This is a genomic window from uncultured Allobosea sp. (assembly GCF_945957345.1).
Classification (GTDB): domain Bacteria; phylum Pseudomonadota; class Alphaproteobacteria; order Rhizobiales; family Beijerinckiaceae; genus Allobosea.
Genome location: NZ_CAMFKW010000050.1, coordinates 16,405 through 35,424, shown reverse-complemented (window position 1 = coordinate 35,424; position 19,020 = coordinate 16,405). Strand labels below are relative to the sequence as shown.

Annotated in this window: 21 protein-coding genes; 15 read left to right on the top strand and 6 right to left on the bottom strand. The window is 68.0% G+C overall.

The window, feature by feature from the left end:
* From aroA to Q0Q36_RS20580, 3 genes are all read left to right on the top strand, one after another.
* Window positions 1-1,253, top strand: a 1,253-nt coding sequence (gene aroA, locus Q0Q36_RS20590) for a 3-phosphoshikimate 1-carboxyvinyltransferase (protein ID WP_293800967.1), incomplete at its 5' end; no start/stop codon positions are given.
* Window positions 1,250-1,903, top strand: a complete 654-nt coding sequence (gene cmk / locus Q0Q36_RS20585; RefSeq protein WP_293800965.1) for a (d)CMP kinase — start codon at window positions 1,250-1,252, stop codon at window positions 1,901-1,903. The genes aroA and cmk, both read left to right, overlap by 4 nt.
* Before the next feature lie 116 nt (window positions 1,904-2,019).
* A complete protein-coding gene (locus tag Q0Q36_RS20580) occupies window positions 2,020-2,826 on the top strand; it encodes a DUF1194 domain-containing protein (RefSeq protein WP_293800963.1) in 807 nt (268 codons plus the stop codon).
* Between the two features lies 1 nt (window position 2,827).
* On the opposite strand, the gene hrpB is transcribed toward Q0Q36_RS20580, so the two are convergent.
* Complete coding sequence (hrpB, locus tag Q0Q36_RS20575; RefSeq protein ID WP_293800961.1) at window positions 2,828-5,332, bottom strand: ATP-dependent helicase HrpB; 2,505 nt, start codon at window positions 5,330-5,332, stop codon at window positions 2,828-2,830.
* A gap of 180 nt (window positions 5,333-5,512) precedes the next feature.
* Between hrpB and trpA the strand changes: the two genes are divergently transcribed.
* From trpA to Q0Q36_RS20545, 6 genes are all read left to right on the top strand, one after another.
* Entirely contained in the window at window positions 5,513-6,358 is an 846-nt protein-coding gene (trpA, locus tag Q0Q36_RS20570; RefSeq protein ID WP_293800959.1) for a tryptophan synthase subunit alpha, read from the top strand.
* Window positions 6,359-6,462: 104 nt separating this feature from the next.
* Window positions 6,463-7,362: an acetyl-CoA carboxylase, carboxyltransferase subunit beta gene (gene accD, locus Q0Q36_RS20565; protein WP_293800957.1), complete on the top strand. Its 900-nt coding sequence runs from the start codon at window positions 6,463-6,465 to the stop codon at window positions 7,360-7,362.
* Window positions 7,363-7,391: 29 nt separating this feature from the next.
* The gene (locus Q0Q36_RS20560) at window positions 7,392-8,714 is read left to right on the top strand and encodes a folylpolyglutamate synthase/dihydrofolate synthase family protein (RefSeq protein WP_293800956.1); all 1,323 of its coding nucleotides are present in this window, start codon (window positions 7,392-7,394) and stop codon (window positions 8,712-8,714) included.
* A 40-nt stretch (window positions 8,715-8,754) separates the two neighbouring features.
* Window positions 8,755-9,177: a hypothetical protein gene (locus Q0Q36_RS20555; protein WP_293800954.1), complete on the top strand. Its 423-nt coding sequence runs from the start codon at window positions 8,755-8,757 to the stop codon at window positions 9,175-9,177.
* A gap of 22 nt (window positions 9,178-9,199) precedes the next feature.
* On the top strand, window positions 9,200-10,042 hold the full coding sequence (locus tag Q0Q36_RS20550; protein WP_293800952.1) for an aldo/keto reductase: 843 nt from the start codon (window positions 9,200-9,202) through the stop codon (window positions 10,040-10,042).
* A 132-nt stretch (window positions 10,043-10,174) separates the two neighbouring features.
* The gene (locus Q0Q36_RS20545; RefSeq protein ID WP_293800950.1) at window positions 10,175-10,840 is read left to right on the top strand and encodes a L,D-transpeptidase; all 666 of its coding nucleotides are present in this window, start codon (window positions 10,175-10,177) and stop codon (window positions 10,838-10,840) included.
* A 3-nt stretch (window positions 10,841-10,843) separates the two neighbouring features.
* Here the strand turns inward: Q0Q36_RS20545 and Q0Q36_RS20540 are convergent, their stop codons facing one another.
* Entirely contained in the window at window positions 10,844-11,728 is an 885-nt protein-coding gene (locus Q0Q36_RS20540; RefSeq protein WP_293800948.1) for a hypothetical protein, read from the bottom strand.
* Between the two features lie 138 nt (window positions 11,729-11,866).
* Between Q0Q36_RS20540 and Q0Q36_RS20535 the strand changes: the two genes are divergently transcribed.
* The 3 genes from Q0Q36_RS20535 to Q0Q36_RS20525 all read left to right on the top strand — a co-directional run bounded on the left by Q0Q36_RS20535 (window position 11,867) and on the right by Q0Q36_RS20525 (window position 14,339).
* Window positions 11,867-12,763, top strand: coding sequence for a 2-dehydro-3-deoxygalactonokinase (locus Q0Q36_RS20535; protein ID WP_293800946.1), 897 nt, complete (start codon window positions 11,867-11,869; stop codon window positions 12,761-12,763).
* Window positions 12,760-13,689 (top strand): ribokinase, encoded by a 930-nt coding sequence (locus tag Q0Q36_RS20530; protein ID WP_293800944.1) that lies wholly within the window; start codon window positions 12,760-12,762, stop codon window positions 13,687-13,689. Before Q0Q36_RS20535 ends, Q0Q36_RS20530 begins: the two co-directional genes overlap by 4 nt.
* A gap of 122 nt (window positions 13,690-13,811) precedes the next feature.
* Window positions 13,812-14,339, top strand: a complete 528-nt coding sequence (locus Q0Q36_RS20525) for a TIGR02281 family clan AA aspartic protease (RefSeq protein ID WP_293800942.1) — start codon at window positions 13,812-13,814, stop codon at window positions 14,337-14,339.
* Window positions 14,340-14,421: 82 nt separating this feature from the next.
* On the opposite strand, the gene Q0Q36_RS20520 is transcribed toward Q0Q36_RS20525, so the two are convergent.
* From Q0Q36_RS20520 to Q0Q36_RS20510, 3 genes are all read right to left on the bottom strand, one after another.
* Window positions 14,422-14,961, bottom strand: a complete 540-nt coding sequence (locus tag Q0Q36_RS20520) for a TadE/TadG family type IV pilus assembly protein (protein WP_293800940.1) — start codon at window positions 14,959-14,961, stop codon at window positions 14,422-14,424.
* 68 nt (window positions 14,962-15,029) lie between these two features.
* Window positions 15,030-15,659: a TadE/TadG family type IV pilus assembly protein gene (locus tag Q0Q36_RS20515; protein ID WP_293800938.1), complete on the bottom strand. Its 630-nt coding sequence runs from the start codon at window positions 15,657-15,659 to the stop codon at window positions 15,030-15,032.
* Window positions 15,660-15,815: 156 nt separating this feature from the next.
* Window positions 15,816-16,793, bottom strand: a complete 978-nt coding sequence (locus Q0Q36_RS20510) for a carbohydrate kinase (RefSeq protein ID WP_293800936.1) — start codon at window positions 16,791-16,793, stop codon at window positions 15,816-15,818.
* On the opposite strand from Q0Q36_RS20510, the gene Q0Q36_RS20505 reads away from it, so the two are divergent.
* Complete coding sequence (locus Q0Q36_RS20505; protein ID WP_293800934.1) at window positions 16,792-17,220, top strand: hypothetical protein; 429 nt, start codon at window positions 16,792-16,794, stop codon at window positions 17,218-17,220. The genes Q0Q36_RS20510 and Q0Q36_RS20505 overlap by 2 nt on opposite strands.
* On the opposite strand, the gene Q0Q36_RS20500 is transcribed toward Q0Q36_RS20505, so the two are convergent.
* Window positions 17,217-17,711: a pilus assembly protein N-terminal domain-containing protein gene (locus tag Q0Q36_RS20500; protein ID WP_293800932.1), complete on the bottom strand. Its 495-nt coding sequence runs from the start codon at window positions 17,709-17,711 to the stop codon at window positions 17,217-17,219. The two genes, Q0Q36_RS20505 and Q0Q36_RS20500, sit on opposite strands and share 4 nt — an antisense overlap.
* Before the next feature lie 415 nt (window positions 17,712-18,126).
* Between Q0Q36_RS20500 and Q0Q36_RS20495 the strand changes: the two genes are divergently transcribed.
* Both Q0Q36_RS20495 and Q0Q36_RS20490 read left to right on the top strand, forming a co-directional pair.
* On the top strand, window positions 18,127-18,309 hold the full coding sequence (locus Q0Q36_RS20495) for a Flp family type IVb pilin (protein WP_265057276.1): 183 nt from the start codon (window positions 18,127-18,129) through the stop codon (window positions 18,307-18,309).
* Window positions 18,310-18,444: 135 nt separating this feature from the next.
* Complete coding sequence (locus Q0Q36_RS20490; RefSeq protein ID WP_265057275.1) at window positions 18,445-18,957, top strand: prepilin peptidase; 513 nt, start codon at window positions 18,445-18,447, stop codon at window positions 18,955-18,957.
* Window positions 18,958-19,020 lie beyond the last annotated feature (63 nt).

Sequence of the window (19,020 nt, the reverse complement as noted above, 5' to 3'; positions counted from 1 at the left end):
CGCACCGGGCGATGATCTTCGGCCTGCTGGCGATCGGCGAGACCAAGGTCACCGGGCTGCTCGAAGGCGAGGACGTGATGCGCACCGCCGCGGCGGCCCGCGCGCTCGGCGCCATCGTCCATCATGACGGGCCCGGCGCCTGGCGCGTCCAGGGCGTCGGCGTCGGCGGCCTGCGCGAACCGGCCGGCGTGCTCGACTTCGGCAATGCCGGCACCGGCTCGCGCCTGATGATGGGCGTCTGCGGTTCGCATCCGATCACCACGACCTTCGACGGCGACGCCTCGCTGCGCAAGCGGCCGATGCGCCGCATTCTCGACCCGCTCGAGCAGATGGGCACCGTCGTCGTCTCGCAGCAGGAAGGCGGCCGCGTGCCATTGACGCTGCGCGGCCCGAAGGAAGCGATTCCGATCACCTATCGCCCGCCCGTCGCCTCGGCGCAGATCAAGTCGGCCGTGCTGCTCGCCGCGCTCGCCGCGCCCGGCGAGACCACGGTGATCGAGGCGGAAGCGACCCGCGACCATACCGAGAAGATGCTCGCGCATTTCGGCGCCGAGATCACGGTCACGCCCGAAGGCGAGCATGGCCGCCGCATCGTGCTGAAGGGCCAGCCGGAGCTGAAGGCGGCGCCGATCGTCGTGCCGGCGGACCCGTCCTCGGCCGCCTTCCCGCTGGTGGCGGGGCTGATCGTGCCGGGCTCGGACATCCTGATCGAGAGCGTGATGACCAATCCGCTGCGCTCGGGGCTCCTGACCACGCTGCGCGAGATGGGCGCCGACATCACCGTCGAGCGCGAGGCCAACGAGGGCGGCGAAACGGTCTGCGACCTGCGCGTGCGTGCCTCCAGCCTGAAGGGCGTGACGGTGCCGCCGGAGCGGGCTCCGGCGATGATCGACGAATATCCGGTGCTGGCCGTGGCCGCCTCCTTCGCGACGGGCACGACGCGGATGCGCGGCCTGCAAGAATTGCGCGTCAAGGAATCCGATCGCCTCGCGGCGGTCGAGGCCGGGCTGAAGGCTGCCGGCGTGACCTGCCGGATCGAGGGCGACGACCTGATCGTCGAGGGCTCGGGCGGCGGGCCGGTGCGTGGCGGCGGGCCGATCGCGACCCATCTCGACCACCGCATCGCCATGAGCTTCCTCGTCATGGGCCTGGCGACGCAGCAGCCCGTCGTGGTCGATGACGGGCTGATGATCGCGACGAGCTTCCCGAGCTTCGTTTCGCTGATGAACGGGCTCGGAGGCCAGATCGGATGAGCACGGCGGCGCGCCCCGGCCGGCTCGTCATCGCCGTCGACGGCCCCGCCGCCTCCGGCAAGGGCACGCTCGCGCGCCGGCTCGCAGCGCATTACGGCCTGCCCTATCTCGATACCGGCCTGCTCTACCGGATGGTGGCGCGCGCCATGCTCGATGCCGGCCACGACATTCACGATGCCGCCGCGGCCGAGACGATCGTCGGCAGCTTCGACGAGACCGCCTTCCCCGAGGAGCGCCTGCGCGGTCGGGAGATCGGCGAGGCGGCTTCCGTGGTCGCCGCCATGCCGGCCGTGCGCGCCGGCCTGCTGACCCGGCAGCGACGCTTCGCGGCACAAGCCGGCGGCGCCGTGCTCGACGGGCGCGACATCGGCACGGTGATCTGCCCGGAGGCTCCGGCCAAGCTCTTCGTCACGGCGACGCCGGAGGTGCGAGCCGCACGGCGCCACAAGGAGCTGGTCGGACGTGGCGAGACCGTCACCCTCGACGGCATCCTCGCCGATATCCGCCGGCGCGACGCCCGCGATTCCGGCCGCAGCGACGCGCCGCTCAAGGCGGCGGAGGATGCGGTCATGCTCGACACCTCGGCGCTGACCGTCGAGGAGGCTGCTGCCGCCGCGATCGGCATCGTCGAGGGCCGCCGCGCCGCCTGAGCACTCCCGCTCGCGAATTTGCTATCGAAACAGGCGCTCTTAGCCGGATTTTCCGACTTGGCGCGTGCCCCGGCCAAGCGCACACTCCGCCGCGCAAAGGGATGGCGGAGGTGGCGATGCGGCATTGGCTGTACGGTCTCTCATGTCTGGCAGCGGCGACGCTCTGGCTGCCTGCCCTGCCGCGGGCCCAGACCACGGGAGCACCGCCCGAAGAGGTCGATGTCGCGCTCGTGCTGGCTGTCGACATCTCCTATTCGATGGATCTCGACGAGCTTGCCCTGCAGCGCAACGGCTATATCGAGGCCTTCCGCTCGAAGCAGCTCCATGACGCCATCAACAAGGGCGCGGTCGGCAAGATTGCCGTGACCTATTTCGAATGGGCCGGCAGCGGCTTCCAGCATATCGTCCGGCCCTGGAAGGTGATCGACGGCCCCGCCGCCGCGATCGCTTTTGCCGAGGAATTGGGCGAGGCGCCGACGCGGCGCGGCCGTCGTACCTCGATTTCGGGGGCGATCGATCTCGGCACGCAATTGCTCGAACAATCCAATGTGAGCGCGATGCGCCGCGTGATCGACATCTCCGGGGACGGCGCCAACAATGACGGGCGCCCGGTCACCGCCGCCCGCGACGAGGCCGGCGCCAAGGGCATCGCCATCAACGGCCTGCCGGTGATGCTGAAACAGGCCGGCTATTTCGACATCGACAATCTCGACACCTATTACAGCGACTGCGTCATCACAGGGATCGGCGCCTTCGTCATCCCGATCCGCGAGAAGCACCAGTTCGTCGAGGCGACGAAGTCGAAGCTGCTGCGCGAGATCGCCGAAGCCCCGGCCGATGCGACCTTCCACAAGGCGCAGGCCGGCAGCAATACCAACTGCCTCGCCGGCGAGCGGCAATGGCGCGACCGGATGGGGAACTAATTCAGGTACCGCGCGGCTTCGCACGCGTTGTCGGCAGCGCCGCCGCGGGGTCGTCCGGCCAGAGATGGCGAGGGTAGCGGCCCTTCATCTCGGATTTCACGGCGGCCCATGAGCCCCGCCAGAAGCCCGGCAGGTCGCGCGTGACCTGGATCGGGCGGTGGGCCGGGGAGAGCAGCTCCAGCACCAGCGGCACGCGCCCGCCGGCCAGGGCCGGATGGGTCGCGAGGCCGTAGAGCTCCTGCACACGCACGGAGATGGTGGGGCCGGCCTCGGCGGCGTAGTCGACTGCGAGAGAAGAGCCGGTCGGCGCGGTGAAATGGGTCGGCGCTTCCTGATCGAGCCGGCGCTTCATCTCCCAGGGCAAGAGGCTCGCCAGCGCCGAATCGAGATCGGAGGACTGGATCGACGCCAGCGAGGCACGGCCGAGGAGATGCGGCGCCAGCCAGAGCTCCGGCTCTTGCGCCAAGCCCTCGTCGCAGAGGTCGGGCCAGCCGTCCTCGGGCTCGGCCTTGCGCAGGAAGGCGGCACGTTCGCGCAACTGGTTCTGCCCCTTGGTCCAGGGCAGGAGGCTGATGCCGAGCGCGGCGATACCCTTGGCCAGCGCCTCGGCATTCTCCGGGGTGTCGGCGACGGAGAGTGGCCGTTCCGACAGCGAGAGCGCGCCATAGCGACGCACGGCCCGGACGCGCAGCGCGCGCGCCGTGCGGTCGAAGCTCGCTTCCTCGCGCTCCGCAATGGCGAAGGGGGCGAGGCCATGCGAGACGAGCGTCGCGATCTCCGCTTCGCTGATCGCGGCCGCGGCCATGATGCGGGCCTGCTGGGCCGCGCCGGTCATCTCGGCCACGACGATATAGGGCTCACGCGCCAGACGCTGCGAGGGCTCCAGCGCACCACCGCGGCCGTTTGCCAGGAGATACTGGCCGGAGCCGGGCGCGCGGGCCTTGGCGATGCGGTCGGGATAGGCAAAGGCGAGAAGGATGCCGGGAGACAGGGCTTCGCCGCCCTCAATCCGATCCCTGCCAACGCTCCGCTCGGCGGTTCGCGCCCAGCCTTCGGCGAGGCGGCGCATGTCGCCTGCCCGGCCGCCGCGTTCGCGATTGAAGCGCTCCAGCCGCTCGGCGAGATCGATCGCATCGCCGCCGAGACCGCGCTCGACCAGCACGGCGGCGAGATCGGCGGCCGCATCCGCCTGTCTGAGACGGGCGGCCGCCACGACCATGCGGGCGAGGCGTGGCGGCAAGGGCAAGGCCTGCAACGCGCGACCGTCCGGGGTAATGCGGCCGTCGGCATCGAGCGCGCCGATATTGCTCAGCAGGGCGTGCGCTTCCTTGAGGGCTGGCGCGGGCGGCGGATCGAGGAAGGCGAGCGTCGTCGGATCGCCCACGCCCCAGGCGGCACAATCGAGCAGCAACGGGCTCAGGTCGGCGGAGAGGATTTCCGGTCTGGCGAAGGCTTCGAGCGCGCCGGTCGCGGCTTCCTCCCAGAGCCGGTAGCACACGCCCGGCTCGGTGCGGCCGGCGCGGCCCCGGCGCTGGTCAGCGGCGGCGCGGCTGACGCGGCGGGTCTCCAATCGCGTCACGCCGATATCGGGCTCGTAGACCGGCACGCGGGCAAGACCGGAATCGATGACGACGCGCACGCCCTCGATGGTCAGCGAAGTCTCGGCGATGGCGGTCGCGAGCACGATCTTGCGTCGACCGGGCGGCGCCGGCAGCACGGCACGGTCCTGCTCGCGCTGGTCGAGCGCGCCATAGAGCGGCGCGATCTCGACGGCGGGGTCGCGCAATCTCTCGCGCAGACGCTCCTCGACGCGGCGGATCTCGCCCTGGCCGGGCAGGAAGACGAGCTGCGAGCCCGGCTGCTCGTTCAGCGCGAGCAGGATCGTCTCGGTGACCTGATCCTCGATGCGCTTCAGCGGGTCGCGGCTGCGATAGCGCGTCTCGATGGGGTAGGCCCGGCCCTCGCTCTCGATCACCGGGGCATCGCCGAGGAGCTTCGCGACGCGGGCACCGTCGAGCGTCGCGGACATCACGAGGATGCGCAGGTCCTCGCGCAGGCCGCCCTGCACATCGAGCGCCAGCGCCAGCCCGAAATCGGCATCGAGCGAACGTTCGTGGAATTCGTCGAAGAGCACGGCGGCGACGCCGTCGAGTGCGGGATCGTCGAGGATCATTCGGGCGAAGACGCCCTCGGTCACGACTTCGATCCGCGTCTTCGGCCCGATCTTCGAACCGAGCCGGACGCGCAGACCGACGGTCTCGCCGACGCGCTCGCCCCAGGTCTGCGCCATCCGGTTCGCCGCCCCACGCGCCGCCAGACGGCGTGGCTCCAGCACGATCAGCTTGCCGCCTTTCGTCCAGGGCTCGTCGAGCAGGGCGAGCGGCACGCGCGTGGTCTTGCCGGCGCCGGGCGGGGCGACCAGCACGGCATTCGGCCGCGCCCGCAAAGAGGCAGCGAGATCGCCGAGAACGGCATCGATCGGAAGGGCGGTGTCGAAGGCGCGCATGCCCGGCCGATGTGGCGCAGGCGCGTGCCGCACGCAAGCCACTCGCCAGCCGGCGCTCATCATGATAGCTCGCCGCGCGCCCTGACGGTCGCGAAGTGGCGATCTATCTCTTTGCCCTCGCATCGGATTCGCCCGAAAAGTGGCTTCCACTTTTCGGTCCGATGCTTTAACCGCTGCAACATGACTGAGACTGGCCAGACCCGCATCCAGAACCGCTTCCAAGCCTGCGCCCGCGAGGGCCGGGCGGCGCTCGTGACCTTCGTCACCGCCGGCGACCCGGATTTCCAGACCTCCAGCGCGATCCTCGCGGCCCTGCCGGGTGCCGGCGCCGACGTGATCGAGCTCGGCGTGCCCTTCACCGACCCGATGGCGGATGGCGTACCGGTGCAGCTCGCAGGCCAGCGCGCGCTCAAGGCCGGCCAGACGCTGCGCAAGACGCTCGCCATGGTCGAGAGCTTCCGCAAGGCCGGCCATGACACGCCGATCGTGCTGATGGGCTATTACAATCCGATCTGGGCCTATGGCGTCGAGGCCTTCCTCGCGGATGCCCGCCGCGTCGGCATCGATGGGCTCATCGTGGTCGACCTGCCGCCGGAAGAGGACGAGGAGCTCTGCCTGCCGGCGCTGAAGGCCGGCGTCTGCTTCATCCGCCTGGCGACGCCAACGACCGACGACAAGCGTCTGCCCAAGGTGCTGCAGAACACCTCCGGCTTCGTCTATTACGTTTCGGTCACCGGCGTGACCGGCGGGGCCATCGCCGATTACGGCGCGGTCGGCGACGCCGTCGCGCGGATCAAGCGCCATACCGACCTGCCCGTCGCGGTCGGCTTCGGCGTCAAGACCGCGGAGGATGCCGCCACCATCGCCAAGCGGGCGGACGGCGTCGTCGTCGGCTCGGCCCTTGTCGAGCGCGTCCGCCTTTCGCTTGATGACCAGGGCAAGGCCACGGAAAAGACGGTTTCGGCTGTCACCTCGCTGGTCAGCGAACTCGCACAGGGCATCCGCTCCGTCGCCAAGGCGGCCTGAGCCCGGTTTCGTTCACGGTCGCGTCGCTTGCCCGCCGGCAGGCGCGACCCCATTTTCGGCGTGACGGCGCCCAAGCGCCGACAAGCCCATCAGGGATTCATCCGATGAACTGGATTTCCGAAGTCGTCCGGCCGCGCATCAAGACGCTGTTCAAGCGCGAGAGCCCGGAGAACCTCTGGATCAAGTGCCCCGATTCCGGGCAGATGGTGTTCCACAAGGATGTCGAGGCCAATGGTTACGTCATCCCCGGCTCCGAGCACCATATGCGCGTCACCGCGCCGGAGCGCCTGCGCCTGACCTTCGACGACGGCAAGTGGCTCGATGTCGCGCTGCCCGAGGTTGCGACCGACCCGCTGAAGTTCCGCGACGAGAAGCGCTATGTCGACCGGCTGAAGGATGCCCGCGCCAAGACCGGAATGCAGGACGCCTTCAAGATCGGCTATGGCCGCGTCAAGGGCCTGCCGATGACGCTGGCCGTGCAGGATTTCCATTTCATGGGCGGCTCGCTCGGCATGGCCGCAGGCGAAGCCTTCGTGAAGGGCGCCGAGACCGCGCTCGACAAGAAGACGCCCTATGTCGTCTTCGCCGCGTCGGGCGGCGCACGCATGCAGGAAGGCATCCTCTCGCTGATGCAGTTGCCCCGCACGACGGTCGCGGTGCGGCGCCTGCGCGCGGCCGGTCTGCCTTATTTCGTGGTGCTGACCAATCCGACCACCGGTGGCGTCACCGCCTCCTATGCCATGTTGGGCGACGTCCATATCGCCGAGCCCGGCGCGCTGATCGGCTTCGCCGGCCCGCGCGTGATCGAGCAGACGATCCGCGAGAAGCTGCCGGACGGATTCCAGCGCTCCGAATACCTTAAGGATCACGGCATGGTCGACATGGTCGTGCATCGCCGCGACCTGCCGGAGACGCTCGCCCGGCTCGGCCGCCTGCTGACCAAGCAGCCGGCCGTGAAGGAAGAGGCGACAGCGCCTGCGCGCCCGGTGGCTGAGGCCGTCTAAGGAATTCCACGGCTGGGGGCCGTCACGTCATGGGGTCTTCCGACGCATTGCTTGCGCGCTTCATGGCGCTGCATCCCAAGCTGATCGACCTCTCGCTCGGCCGCATCCTCACCCTGCTGGAGCGGCTCGGCGACCCCCAGAAGAAGCTGCCGCCGGTGATCCATGTCGCCGGCACCAACGGCAAGGGCTCGACCATCGCCTTCATGCGGGCGATCCTCGAGGCGGCCGGCCTCTCGGTCCATGTCTATATCTCGCCGCATCTGGTGCGCTTCCATGAACGCATCCGGCTGGGCGCGCCCGGCGGCGGCCGCTTCGTCGCCGAGGACAAGCTGGTCGAGGCGCTGGAGCGCTGCGAGGCGATCAATGCCGGCGACCCCATCACCTTCTTCGAGATGACGACGGCAGCCGGCCTGCTGCTCTTCGCCGAGCATCCGGCCGATGTGCTGCTGCTGGAGGTCGGGCTCGGCGGGCGCTTCGATGCGACGAATGTCATCGCCCATCCGGCCTGCGCGGTGGTGACGCCGGTCTCGCTCGACCATTCCGAATATCTCGGCGACACCGTCACCAAGATCGCCGGCGAGAAGGCCGGCATCTTCAAGCGCGGCGCCCCGGCCGTGATCGCGCCGCAGGAGCCGGAGCCGACCGCCGTCCTGGAAGCTGCGGCCGAGCGCGCCGGCGCCTCCAGGATCCTGGTCGGCGCACAGGATTTCAACGTCCACGAGGCCGGCGGACGGCTGGTATACGAGGATCAGGACGGCCTGCTCGACCTGCCCTTGCCGCGCCTTTCCGGCCGGCACCAGCATATCAATGCGGGCACCGCGATCGCAGCGCTTCGGGCCGCCGGCTACGGCGCCCTGCCGACCCGCGCCTTCGAAGACGGGATGCGCAATGCCGACTGGCCGGCGCGCTTGCAGCGCCTGTCGCGCGGGGCGCTGGCCGAGATCGTGCCGGAGCGCGCCGAACTCTGGCTCGATGGCGGTCACAATCCCGATGGCGGGCGCGTGCTGGCCCAGGCTATGGCCGATCTCGCCGACCGCAACCCGGCGCCGCTCGTCATGATCGCCGGCCTGCTCTCGACCAAGGATGCCGCCGCGACGCTGCGCCATTTCAAGGGACTGGCGCAGGTGCTCTACGCCGTGCCGATCCATAACTCGCTGGCCGCGCGGCCGGCCGAGGAGGTCGCGGAGGCTGCCCGCAGCGCAGGCCTTATCGCCGAGGTCTCCAGCTCGGTCGAGCAGGCGCTCAGGACGATAGCCGCGCGCGACTGGTCGGTGCCGCCGCGCATCCTGATCTGCGGCTCGCTCTATCTCGCGGGCGAAGTACTCTCGGATAACGGCACGCCGCCGACCTAGAACGCCTCCACGTCTCGAACTGCCTATCTCGGGGAAAGCGATGCCCGTTCCCGGACTGACCATTATCGCCGCCACGCTACTCTGCAGTCTGCTCGGCGGCTGCGTGACCGGTGATGGCGCGAGCTCCGGACAAATTGAGGGCGTCGAGCGAGTCGAAGCCGGCAAGCCGACTTTCCTGCAGCGCACATTCATGACCATGGACGAGCGCTGCCGACCGATCCGCCGTCCTAAGGGCGTGCTGACGGAGCCGCCGCATCGGGGCAAGGTCCGGTTGGCGACCCGCAATGCCAAGGCCGAATACGGGCCGGGACCGATGCGGCACTGCGACGGCAAGCTCGGCTCTTCACTCGCCTTCGAATACACTTCACGGGCCGGTTATCGCGGGCCGGACAGCTTCCGCGCGCGCATCCGCTACAAGGACGGCGAAATCCGCCATGAGCGGTTCGACGTCATGGTCGATTGAGGCGCGGCATCAGGAGAGCGTCATGCAACGCAACTTCGGAGTATCCGGCCCCTCGATCCCCTCGATCGGCCAGGGCAGCTGGTATAGCGAGCAGGGCGACCGGCGCGAGGCGATCGCCGCCTTCCGCCGCGGGCTCGATCTCGGGCTCACCCATATCGACACAGCCGAGATGTATGGCGACGGCCGCTCGGAAGCGCTGATCGGCGAGGCCATCGCCGGGCGGCGCGGCGAGGTCTTTCTGGTCTCGAAGGTGCTGCCGCACAACGCCTCGCGACGCGGCGTGCAGGCCGCCTGCGAGCGCTCTCTGAAGCATCTCGGCACCGACCGGCTCGACTGCTATCTGCTGCACTGGCGCGGCCCTCATCCCCTGGCCGAAACCTTCGCCGGTTTCGAGGCGCTGAAGCAGGAGGGCAAGATCCTGTCCTGGGGCGTCAGCAATTTCGACGAGGACGACCTGGATGAAGCGCTCGCCGCAGCCGGCAAGGGCAGGATCGCCTGCAATCAGGTGCTCTACCATCTGCGCGAGCGCGCGATCGAGCATGCGGTGATCCCGTGGTGCGAGGAGAACGGCGTCGCGGTTACCGCCTACAGCCCCTTCGGCCATGACGATTTTCCGGCCACCGGCAGCGCGCCGGGCAAGGTGCTGGCCGAGATCGCCGCCAGCCATGGCGCGACGCCCCGGCAGGTCGCGCTCGCCTTCCTGACGCGGCGCCAAAGCGTCTTCGCGATCCCAAAGGCAGGCCGGGTTGCGCATGTCGAAGACAATGCCGGCGCGCTGACACTAACGCTCTCCGAGACTGAAATCGCCCGGATCGACACTGCCTTCCCGCGCGGCCGCAAGCCCGCTTCGCTGCCGATGATCTGAGCGGCCGGAAACCACGTTCCGCCTTCCAGCTTTACAACACCGCACGGCCGGCGCTTTCCTAGAGTCAAGGGCGGCGGCCATCAGAGCTCGACAACGCCTCATCCAGCAGTTGCGTCTTTCGGAGTGAGTGTGATGCGTCGCGTTCTCGGCATCCTGGCCGTTCTCTTCCTGTCGGCCTTTGCCGGCGCCGCCCATGCCGGCGTCGATGTCAGGGTCGACATCCCCGCCCAGCGCATGTCGGTGACCACGACAGACGGCGAAGCCTATGAGTGGAAGATCTCCTCGGGCCGCCAGGGGTTCCGCTCGCCCAACGGGGTCTACAGGCCGACCCGGCTCGAGAAGAACTGGTATTCCCGCAAATATGGCGGCGCGATGCCCTATGCCGTGTTCTTCCGCGGCGGCTATGCGATTCATGGAACCGGGGCTGTCGGCGCGCTCGGCCGCCCGGCCTCGCATGGCTGCATCCGCCTGCACCCGGCCAACGCCGCCAAGCTCTTCGCGCTGGTGAAGAAATACGGCGCGGGCCAGACCCGGATCGCGCTGCATGGCGCGGCCCCCGATAATCTCTCGCGTTTCGCCAAGGCTTCCTCCTCGTCGAAGACGAAGATCGCGAAGGCGCATTCGTCCAAGCACAAGATCGCCAAGGCCAAGCAGCGCAGCCAGGCGACCAGCGTCGCCCAGCAGCGCCGCAACGGCAATTGGGAAGCGGCGCGGGGCCAGATCCTGCTGCGCCCGGCCCTGCCGGTCAGCGCCTATGGCTACCAGCCCTATTATCCGAGCGGCTACGGCTGGCGCTGAGCGTCAGATCACTTCCGGCGCGATCCTGAGCCAGCCTTCCAGCGTCTCCCCCGGCGCCAGGCGCTTGAGCGGAGAAGCGGCACGCGCCGGCGGCTCGCTCGGCGCACCGATCGCATGGCTCTGCGGCTCGACGCAGAGGAAATCCGCTCCCGCCGGCGCCCAGACCACCGGGCAGTCGAGAGTGTTGCTCGCCGTCAGGGTGATGGCGAGGCCGATCGAGGGTGTCTCGATCCTTGCCGTGCCGTCCCAGCCGAGGAAGCTCCAGGCGGTCACCGTCTCGGCGCGGAAGGGATGGGTCCCGGCATAGGGACCGCCATCGGTGAAAGCCTGCTGGCCGATGGCGCGAAATGCCTCGCCGAAGACCAGCGCGCCTCGGCTGCGCATGACCAAGCTCGTATCGGCGGCACAGGGAAACCAGGGATGGTGACCGATGCCGAACGGTAGTGCCGTCCCCGCCTCGTTGGTGATCGTCATCCGGATGGTCATACCGGCTTCGTCAAGGGTGATGTCCTGCCGCGCACGGTAGCGATAGGGATCCGGCCCCTCCGTGCGGCAGTGTTCGAGGACGGTATGGCCGCGGTCATACTCCAGCACATCCCAGGCCGACTGCCAGCCGAAGCCGTGGATCGCGCCGCCCGGATCGTTCCGAGGCACGAGGAAGCGCTGCTCACCATCGTCGACGACGCAATCGAAGGCGCGATTGGCGAAGGGCAGCAGCGCCCAGGTCCCGAAGAAATTCGGCGACGTCGTACCGGGCTGTCGCCCGGCGGGCGGGTAGAGGACGTCATGGCGCCGCCCGTCCGGCCCGCGCCAGCTCAGAGAGGAAACGATGCCACCCCTATCGGGATGGATGACGGCATCGAGGCCGCCCGCCTGCAGTTCGAGCATCCGGCTTGTCCGATTCGGTCCAGCATCGAGTCTCGCAGGGTTGCCGGGAAGGCGCGCCTTGCACAAGGCTTCTCGGCGGCAGCTCTTGACCCCGTGGGGAGCGGCGGAGACAGTCGCCTGCTATTGCCGGAGCCTGCCATGCCCAAACCTCTGATTGCGCTCGACTGGGGCACGACCCGCGCGCGCGCCTTCCTGATCTCGGAGACGGGTGCGGTTCTCGAGCGCCGCGTCGCCGATCGTGGCATCCAGTCGGTTCCCCCCGGCGGCTATCCCGAGGCCTTCGCCGAGCTCGCCGGGGATTTCCGCCATGCCACGCCCGACGCCGCGATCGTGCTCGCCGGCATGGTCGGCAGCCGCAACGGCTGGATCGAGGCGCGCTATGTGCCCTGCCCGGCCTCGCCGGCCGAGATCGCGGCCGCTGCGATCAAGGTGGACCTGGACGCCGGAACGCGTGCCACCATCCTGCCTGGACTAAGCTGCGATGACGGCGCCTTCGACGTGATGCGCGGCGAGGAGACCCTGATCGTCGGCCTCGGCGTGAGCGACGGCATCGCCTGTCTGCCGGGTACCCATTCGAAATGGGCGGAGATCCGGCAAGGTCGGATCACCCGCTTCGCCAGCTTCATGACCGGCGAGATCTACGGGCTGCTGCGCAACGATTCGATCCTCGCCCGGCTGGCGGAAGCCCCCTCAGAGGCGGACGCGGTCGAGGGCGCTGCGCGCGGCCGCGCGGCGACCGCGCGGCCCGGCGGATTGCTCAACACCGCCTTCGCCGCCCGGACCGAAGTCCTTGCGGGCCGGATGGCGGGCGGGGCAGTCGGGCCCTATCTCTCGGCACTGCTGGTCGGGCAGGAGATTGCGGGCGCCGAAGCCCTGTTCGGCCGGGGCCAGGAAATCCATCTCGTCGCGGACGGAGCTCTGGCCGAGAGCTACGGCACCGGTCTGCGCGCGCGAAACCATCCCGTCCGGATCATCTCGCCCGAAGCTGCCTTCGTCGCGGGTGTCAGGCGCCTTGCCGGGGAACTGTCCGCATGATCGTCGTCTTCGGCTCGATCAATATCGACCTGGTGACGCCGGTCGAGCGCCTGCCGGGGCCGGGCGAGACCGTACTTGGACCGGGCTATGCCCTGCATCCGGGCGGCAAGGGCGCGAACCAGGCGCTCGCGGCCCGGCGTGCCGGCGCGGACGTCGTACTGATCGGCGCGACCGGGCGGGACCGGTTCAGCGATGCCGCGCTGGCGCTGCTCGCCACCGACGGCGTCGATCTGGACCATGTCGCACAGGTCGACGAGCCGACCGGCGCCGCCTTCATCGCGACGGATCGCGAAGGCGCCAACCAGATCATCGTCGCAGCCGGCGCCAATGCTGCCGTCCGGCCGGATGCCTTGCGGCATATCGAGCTCGCAGCGGAAGATATCCTGCTCCTGCAACGGGAAGTGCCTGAAGAGGCCTGCCTGGAAGCCGCCCGCGCGATGAAGCGGGCGGGCGGGCGCGTCATCCTCAACCTTGCTCCAGCCGAGGCGCCGTCGGCCGTCCTGCTGGACCAGCTCGATATGATGATCGTCAACGAGCACGAGGCGTTGGTGCTCGCGCAAGCGCTCGGTTGGCCGGATCGCGGTCCGGATGCGATCGCCCGCCGGCTCGACGGTGAGCGGCGCATCGCCACGATCGTGACCCTGGGTGCGGACGGGGTCGTCGCCTGGACCGGCGGCACCCGTCATCGTCTCGCGGCTCCACGGGTCGCGGTGATCGACACTGTCGCGGCCGGAGACAGCTTTATCGGCGCCTTTGCCGCTGCGATGGCGGCCGGCAAGGATATGCCCGCAGCGCTCCGCGAGGGGCTCGCCGCCGGCTCCCTTGCCTGCACGCGCCGCGGAGCCCAGCCGAGCATACCCCGTGCGGCCGAGATCGCGAGGCTGGCGGCCTCGCTTGCCGACGGTGCATCGGTAAGCTCGGATTAAGGCTGCCCGCAATCTCGCACGCCCGTTCTCCCCGGTTGCACGCAAATGCGTGCAAGCTCTTCACGCTTCGTCAGGGCTCGCTGCGCATTGTGGCAGCACCGGCAGAAGGATCGCGAGGAACCGTGGCGACACAACCGTTGATCTGGGCGCTGAGCGTGGCCGGAACCGCGATCGCCGGAACCCTGTCCTACACGCAATTCGTGGCCCCGCGCATGGTCACCGGCGCGCCTTCCGTCGCGGCCGCCGCGCCGCAACAGCGGCCACCCGGACCGCGCATTCCCTCGACGCTCGCCGTCGCCGCCGACTATCGCGGGCACTATATCGTGCATCCCACGGTCGAGAATTACCGCATCAAGATGATGGTCGACACCGGTGCCAGCATCGTGGCGCTGACCGCCGCGGATGCCCAGGCCCTGGGCATCAGGAGCGATGCCTCGACGCGCAAGGTGATCCTGAGCACGGCCAATGGCGCCGTTGCGGGGTTCCGGGCGACCCTGCGGGAGATCCGGCTCGGCGACATCGTCGTGCGCAATGTCGACGCCGTCGTGCTGCCGGCCGGAGCGCTCTCGATGAGCCTGCTGGGCAATTCCTTCCTCAGCAAGCTGCAGGGTTACGAGGTCCAGACCGGGCGCATGGTGCTGCGCGGCTGACCGCCGTGTCCCCCAAAGCCTCAGCCCGCTTTCCTGTTCTTCAGGCTCAGGCGCGAGGCCGGCCGTCCGGCCGGAGCGACGGTCAGTTGAATAGCGGGCACGGATTGACGTCCGTCCGGTTCACCTGCTCGACATTCAGGGTGCCCCCGGCAAGACCGTTGCGCGGGCGCGAGTAGATCGGGTTGTTGCCGAGCGTGAAGATCCCGGTCAGGACGTAGCCGATGGTCGGTGTATACTTGTAGCTCGCGCGCGCCATGATGACCGAGGTGTTGGGAACCTTGACGCTGTCGGGAACGGTGACCGTCGTTCCCCGAACCAGCGCCGTATCGTTGCGCTGGCTGCTCCAGCAGACTTTGGCGACGCCAGAGCCGTCGATGACGATGCTGGCGATGACCATCGTGGCCTGGCTGTAGTCATACGGCATCAGGACGGTCTGGGCGGCATTGAAGATGTTCTCGACATCGGCGGGCGCCACCGACTGCACGCGCGCCGTGAGATCGCTGAGAGCGGAGGTCAGCTGCGTGACCTTGCGGTTGATCATCACGAGCTGCACGACCTCGACCATCCCGACATAGGCGATGAGCATCACCGGCAGGATCATCGCGAATTCGACCGCCGCCACACCATCCCGATTGCGGCAGAACCGGCGCCAGAGGCGGGAGCGTGAGCAAAAACCGCGCAGCATGTGCTTCACCCCCCGGATCCTCCGGTCACGAACGGCTCGGCCCGGAAGGCCATGCTGACGACGATGCCGCGCCGGCCCGACCCGATATTGGCCAGCGCCGTGGAAGCCCAACTCGTCAGGAAGAGGCTGTAGTCGAGCACGGCGCGAACAACGACGATGTCGTTGCCCTGCGGCTGAACGTAAGTGAAGCCGCTCGTATTGAGGCTTCCGCCCGCAAGGGGATTGCTGCCGGACGTTCCGGTCGAAGCGGCGGAGAAGCTGTTGTAGACGCGCACGTCGACATACAGTTTCGAGCAATCGATGAGGCCCATCGGGGCCGCGGCGCAGATATCGTCGCGGAACTTCGCGGCGTTCACCAGGCCGGTCGCTCCCGTGTAGATGCTCCGCGACTGGCCCGTGACCAGGGAACGCGAGACCTGCGACAGCGATTCTTCCAGGACCTGATTGGTCCAGAACATCAGAGCCGTCTCGAAAATCGCGAAGAGGATCGCAAAGAACGGCACGGCGACGAAGGCGAACTCCACGGCCGCCGCCCCGTCCTGCGAGCGGCGAAATCGTCGCAGCAGCAGGCGGCCGGCATGGCGGCGCCCTGGTTCGCCATCCGGCATGGGAATGCTGTTCGTTCGGTCAAACATCCGTTTGCCCCATCGAGCGTCTGCTCAGGCCGGAAATCTCTAGGGCAAAAGCATTTCAGATCGGTTAGGGGCTCTGCCCGGCCTCCAGAATCGACGTGAAGCCTTCGCTAACCATAGGCGATCGCGTGGACCGCACTGCGCTGACACCTGAGAAGATCAGGATCGGACCGGATCGAGCTGCCGTGGCCGTGAGGCGATGACGGCATCGACCTCCGCCGCACGCGGCAGATCGGCGCCGGAGCGGGTGACGGTGATGGCCGCTGCCGCCGCAGCATAGGCCAGCAACTCCGCGATCGCGTCGGAATCGAGCGCCGCGACCGCTTGCGGAGTGAGCCGGCCGGTTTGCTCCAGCCGCGCGAGCAACGCCGCGTGGAAGGTGTCGCCGGCTCCGACCGTGTCGCGCACGGCGACCTTGTGTCCAGGCACGGAAACCTGGCCCGAGGCGGAGAATGCGCTGGCGCCTTGCTCGCCGCGGGTGACGACGACGAGCGTCGCCCCGAGGTCGAGCCAGTAGGCGGCCGCTTCCGCAACGGTGAGCTGGCAGTCCCAGGCGATACGGATATCCTCGTCGCTGGCCTTGATCACGGTCGCCGCCCGATAGAACCGCTCAGCCGAGCTGTGCCAGCCCGACATGTCGCCGATCGCGGTCGGGCGCAGGTTCGGGTCGACGCTGATGAGGCGCCTGCCGTTCTCGCGCTCGGCCAGAGCCGCATAGGCCGAAGCCGCCGGCTCGACGGCCAGCGTATAGGAGCCGAAGGTCAGCGCACGGATCGCGTTGGGCAACGCTGCGGGCAGGTCCTGGAGGCCGAGCGAGCGATCCGCCGCGCCTTCGCCGTGAAAGGAATAGCTCGGATGCCCATCCTTCCCCATCGTCACGGCCGAGACCGTCGTGAGCCGATCGCTGCGAACGAGGTAACGCCCATCGACCCCCTCCCGCTTCAGCACATCGGCGAGCAGCGTGCCGAAGCCGTCGCGCGAGACACCGCCGAGGAAGGCCGCCTCGACACCGAGCCGGGCGAGGCCGATCGCGACATTGAAGGGAGAGCCGCCGGCCACGATCCGCGCCGGCATCTCGATTCCGTCCGCGGCTCCCGCGAACAGATCGACCAGCGCTTCGCCGCAGACCAGAATCATGACAATCGACCTCTGCTCTTTGCCATTGCGCAATCGCGCGTCTTCCCGCGCCGGAAGGCTGCGCGCGATCTTCGCGCTGGTGCTCCGCTTCCTGTCATGGGGCGGCGATATCGCTTCGTTCGAGATCGGAAGAGGGGCGTCGCTGGCCCAGGCTTTCTACATCTCGTTCGAATCCTATGCGGCTCTGGGCAGCAGCCAGGCATTCAGCTACGGGCCCTTGCGAATATTTGCCGGTGCCGGGGGCCGGTCGGGCCTGCTTCTCATCGGATGGTCGTCTGCGTTCACCTATTGGTGCATGACGAAATACCGGGAAGAGCGTCCCCCGCGCCCGAAGGGCACGCGCACCCGAACACCGTTCGACCGCAAGGAACCGCCGCCCGGAACCGAGCGAGGATCAGGCCAGCGAGCCCTTGCGCGGCGCTTCTAGTTCCGCGTTGCCGTCGCCAGCGCATTGCGGGCCGTCGCCTGCCCCGCAGCGCTTGCAAAATAATCCTGCTTGTCGCCCATCTGGACGGCGGGCTGGCAGTCGGGATTACAAGCATAGCTTTCGCGATCCATGCCCCGCTGCACCGTCAGGACCGAATCCGATGCGGTGCCGACCCGCACCAGCGATTCCGCCAGGAGGGTCCCGTTGGCGTCGAGCGCGATCAGATTGGTCACGCCGAAGCTCTTGCCCGTCACGATCATGATGCCATTGCGCTGCACCGATACGTCGGCGATGGCCGGGTTGCCGACGACAACCGTCTGGGCCTTCTCGGGCAGGCGCACGACCTTGGCGTGGTCGACCATGACGATCACGCTCTCGGATTGCCCCCGTGGTGCGGCGATGGCAGCGCCGGACATGACGATCGCAAGGATCGCCGCAGCCGTCCGGCTGGCGAGCCAACGGCGCCCGTGATGAGCACAGATGATCAACATGGCGGCGCCTCAAGCTTTGCGACGCCGCCAGCAAAGCCCAAAATGATGAATCAAACCCTAAGCGCGCGGACGGCAGCGCTTTCATCGCGCCGCGCCGAACATGTCGCAAGGGAACATCGATACGACTGAGCGTTCAGGGTCAAGCGAAAGAAAACTAATCCCCCAGAAAACAATCGATTAAACACCTTGTTTACCGAAACATTCTCGCTGCATCCGCCTTTTTCAATAAGGTCATTTCCGGATTATGCCCTTTAAATCGAGCGTTAACTACGAGAAAAACACGACGCAAAACAGGCCAATTCTTCGATCCGTTTAACCGATCAGCAAGATGGGCCGGCTAATGTCGTTCCTGTCGCTGACCGAAGCCACCTAGAGCACAGGCAGCCGTCAAACCGTGGTGTAAAGGAGATTCAGCATGACCAACGTTTTCGCTCGCTTCGTCAAGGACGAGTCCGGCGCCACCGCCATCGAGTACGGCCTGATCGCCGCTCTGATCGCCGTCGGCATCATCACCGCCGCGACCACGCTCGGCTCCAACCTGAGCACCCTGTTCACCAACATCGGCACCAAGCTGTCGACGCAGGCCGGCAAGGTCTGATCAGCAACGCGCTCGATCGGATGAACGCCCCGGCATCGCCGGGGCGTTTTGCTTTTCACACAGGGTTGTTTCAATCGCCGTAAGGGTTTGGTGAGGCGTTTGCGGCAATATCCCGCCTGTAGCGGAGGAACTCTCATGACCCTGGCCCAGATCGTCATGCTCGGCGTCTTTCCTTTCGCCATGGCTTATGCCGCGGCCAGCGACCTGGTCTCGATGACGATCTCGAACCGACTCTGCCTGCTTCTCGTCGGCAGCTTCGGGCTCTGCTGCATCCTGCTCGGCCTGAGCCCGGCCGCAATCGGCTGGCATCTCGCTGCCGGAGCGCTGGTTCTGATCCTCGTCTTCGGCCTGTTCGCCGCCGGATGGATCGGTGGCGGGGATGCCAAACTCGCTGCGGCGACGGCACTTTGGTTCGGCTTCGACCAGTTGATGCCCTATCTGCTTATCGCAGCCCTGTTCGGCGGCCTGTTGACCATCCTCATCCTGCGACTGCGATCCCGCCCGTTGCCGGAATTCGTCGAGAAATGGAGCTGGGCGCGCCGGCTGCATGCCGCCAATGAGGGTGTGCCCTACGGCATTGCTCTGGCCTTCGCCGCACTTCTGGTGCTGCCGGACACGACGATCTGGCACGCTGCCATCGGCGTCTGACAGGCCCCGGACGCAACAGCACCGGCATTCAAAAAATATACGTCCGGTTAACCATAAGTTGAC

Excerpts from the sequence above, each read along its gene's own strand:
- cmk (WP_293800965.1), top strand. The coding sequence starts at position 1,250 with ATGAGCACGGCGGCGCGCCCCGGCCGGCTCGTCATCGCCGTCGACGGC.
- Q0Q36_RS20580 (WP_293800963.1), top strand. The coding sequence starts at position 2,020 with ATGCGGCATTGGCTGTACGGTCTCTCATGTCTGGCAGCGGCGACGCTC.
- hrpB (WP_293800961.1), bottom strand. The coding sequence starts at position 5,332 with ATGCGCGCCTTCGACACCGCCCTTCCGATCGATGCCGTTCTCGGCGAT.
- trpA (WP_293800959.1), top strand. The coding sequence starts at position 5,513 with ATGACTGAGACTGGCCAGACCCGCATCCAGAACCGCTTCCAAGCCTGC.
- accD (WP_293800957.1), top strand. The coding sequence starts at position 6,463 with ATGAACTGGATTTCCGAAGTCGTCCGGCCGCGCATCAAGACGCTGTTC.
- Q0Q36_RS20560 (WP_293800956.1), top strand. The coding sequence starts at position 7,392 with ATGGGGTCTTCCGACGCATTGCTTGCGCGCTTCATGGCGCTGCATCCC.
- Q0Q36_RS20555 (WP_293800954.1), top strand. The coding sequence starts at position 8,755 with ATGCCCGTTCCCGGACTGACCATTATCGCCGCCACGCTACTCTGCAGT.
- Q0Q36_RS20550 (WP_293800952.1), top strand. The coding sequence starts at position 9,200 with ATGCAACGCAACTTCGGAGTATCCGGCCCCTCGATCCCCTCGATCGGC.
- Q0Q36_RS20545 (WP_293800950.1), top strand. The coding sequence starts at position 10,175 with ATGCGTCGCGTTCTCGGCATCCTGGCCGTTCTCTTCCTGTCGGCCTTT.
- Q0Q36_RS20540 (WP_293800948.1), bottom strand. The coding sequence starts at position 11,728 with ATGCTCGAACTGCAGGCGGGCGGCCTCGATGCCGTCATCCATCCCGAT.
- Q0Q36_RS20535 (WP_293800946.1), top strand. The coding sequence starts at position 11,867 with ATGCCCAAACCTCTGATTGCGCTCGACTGGGGCACGACCCGCGCGCGC.
- Q0Q36_RS20530 (WP_293800944.1), top strand. The coding sequence starts at position 12,760 with ATGATCGTCGTCTTCGGCTCGATCAATATCGACCTGGTGACGCCGGTC.
- Q0Q36_RS20515 (WP_293800938.1), bottom strand. The coding sequence starts at position 15,659 with ATGTTTGACCGAACGAACAGCATTCCCATGCCGGATGGCGAACCAGGG.
- Q0Q36_RS20505 (WP_293800934.1), top strand. The coding sequence starts at position 16,792 with ATGACAATCGACCTCTGCTCTTTGCCATTGCGCAATCGCGCGTCTTCC.
- Q0Q36_RS20510 (WP_293800936.1), bottom strand. The coding sequence starts at position 16,793 with ATGATTCTGGTCTGCGGCGAAGCGCTGGTCGATCTGTTCGCGGGAGCC.
- Q0Q36_RS20500 (WP_293800932.1), bottom strand. The coding sequence starts at position 17,711 with ATGTTGATCATCTGTGCTCATCACGGGCGCCGTTGGCTCGCCAGCCGG.
- Q0Q36_RS20495 (WP_265057276.1), top strand. The coding sequence starts at position 18,127 with ATGACCAACGTTTTCGCTCGCTTCGTCAAGGACGAGTCCGGCGCCACC.
- Q0Q36_RS20490 (WP_265057275.1), top strand. The coding sequence starts at position 18,445 with ATGACCCTGGCCCAGATCGTCATGCTCGGCGTCTTTCCTTTCGCCATG.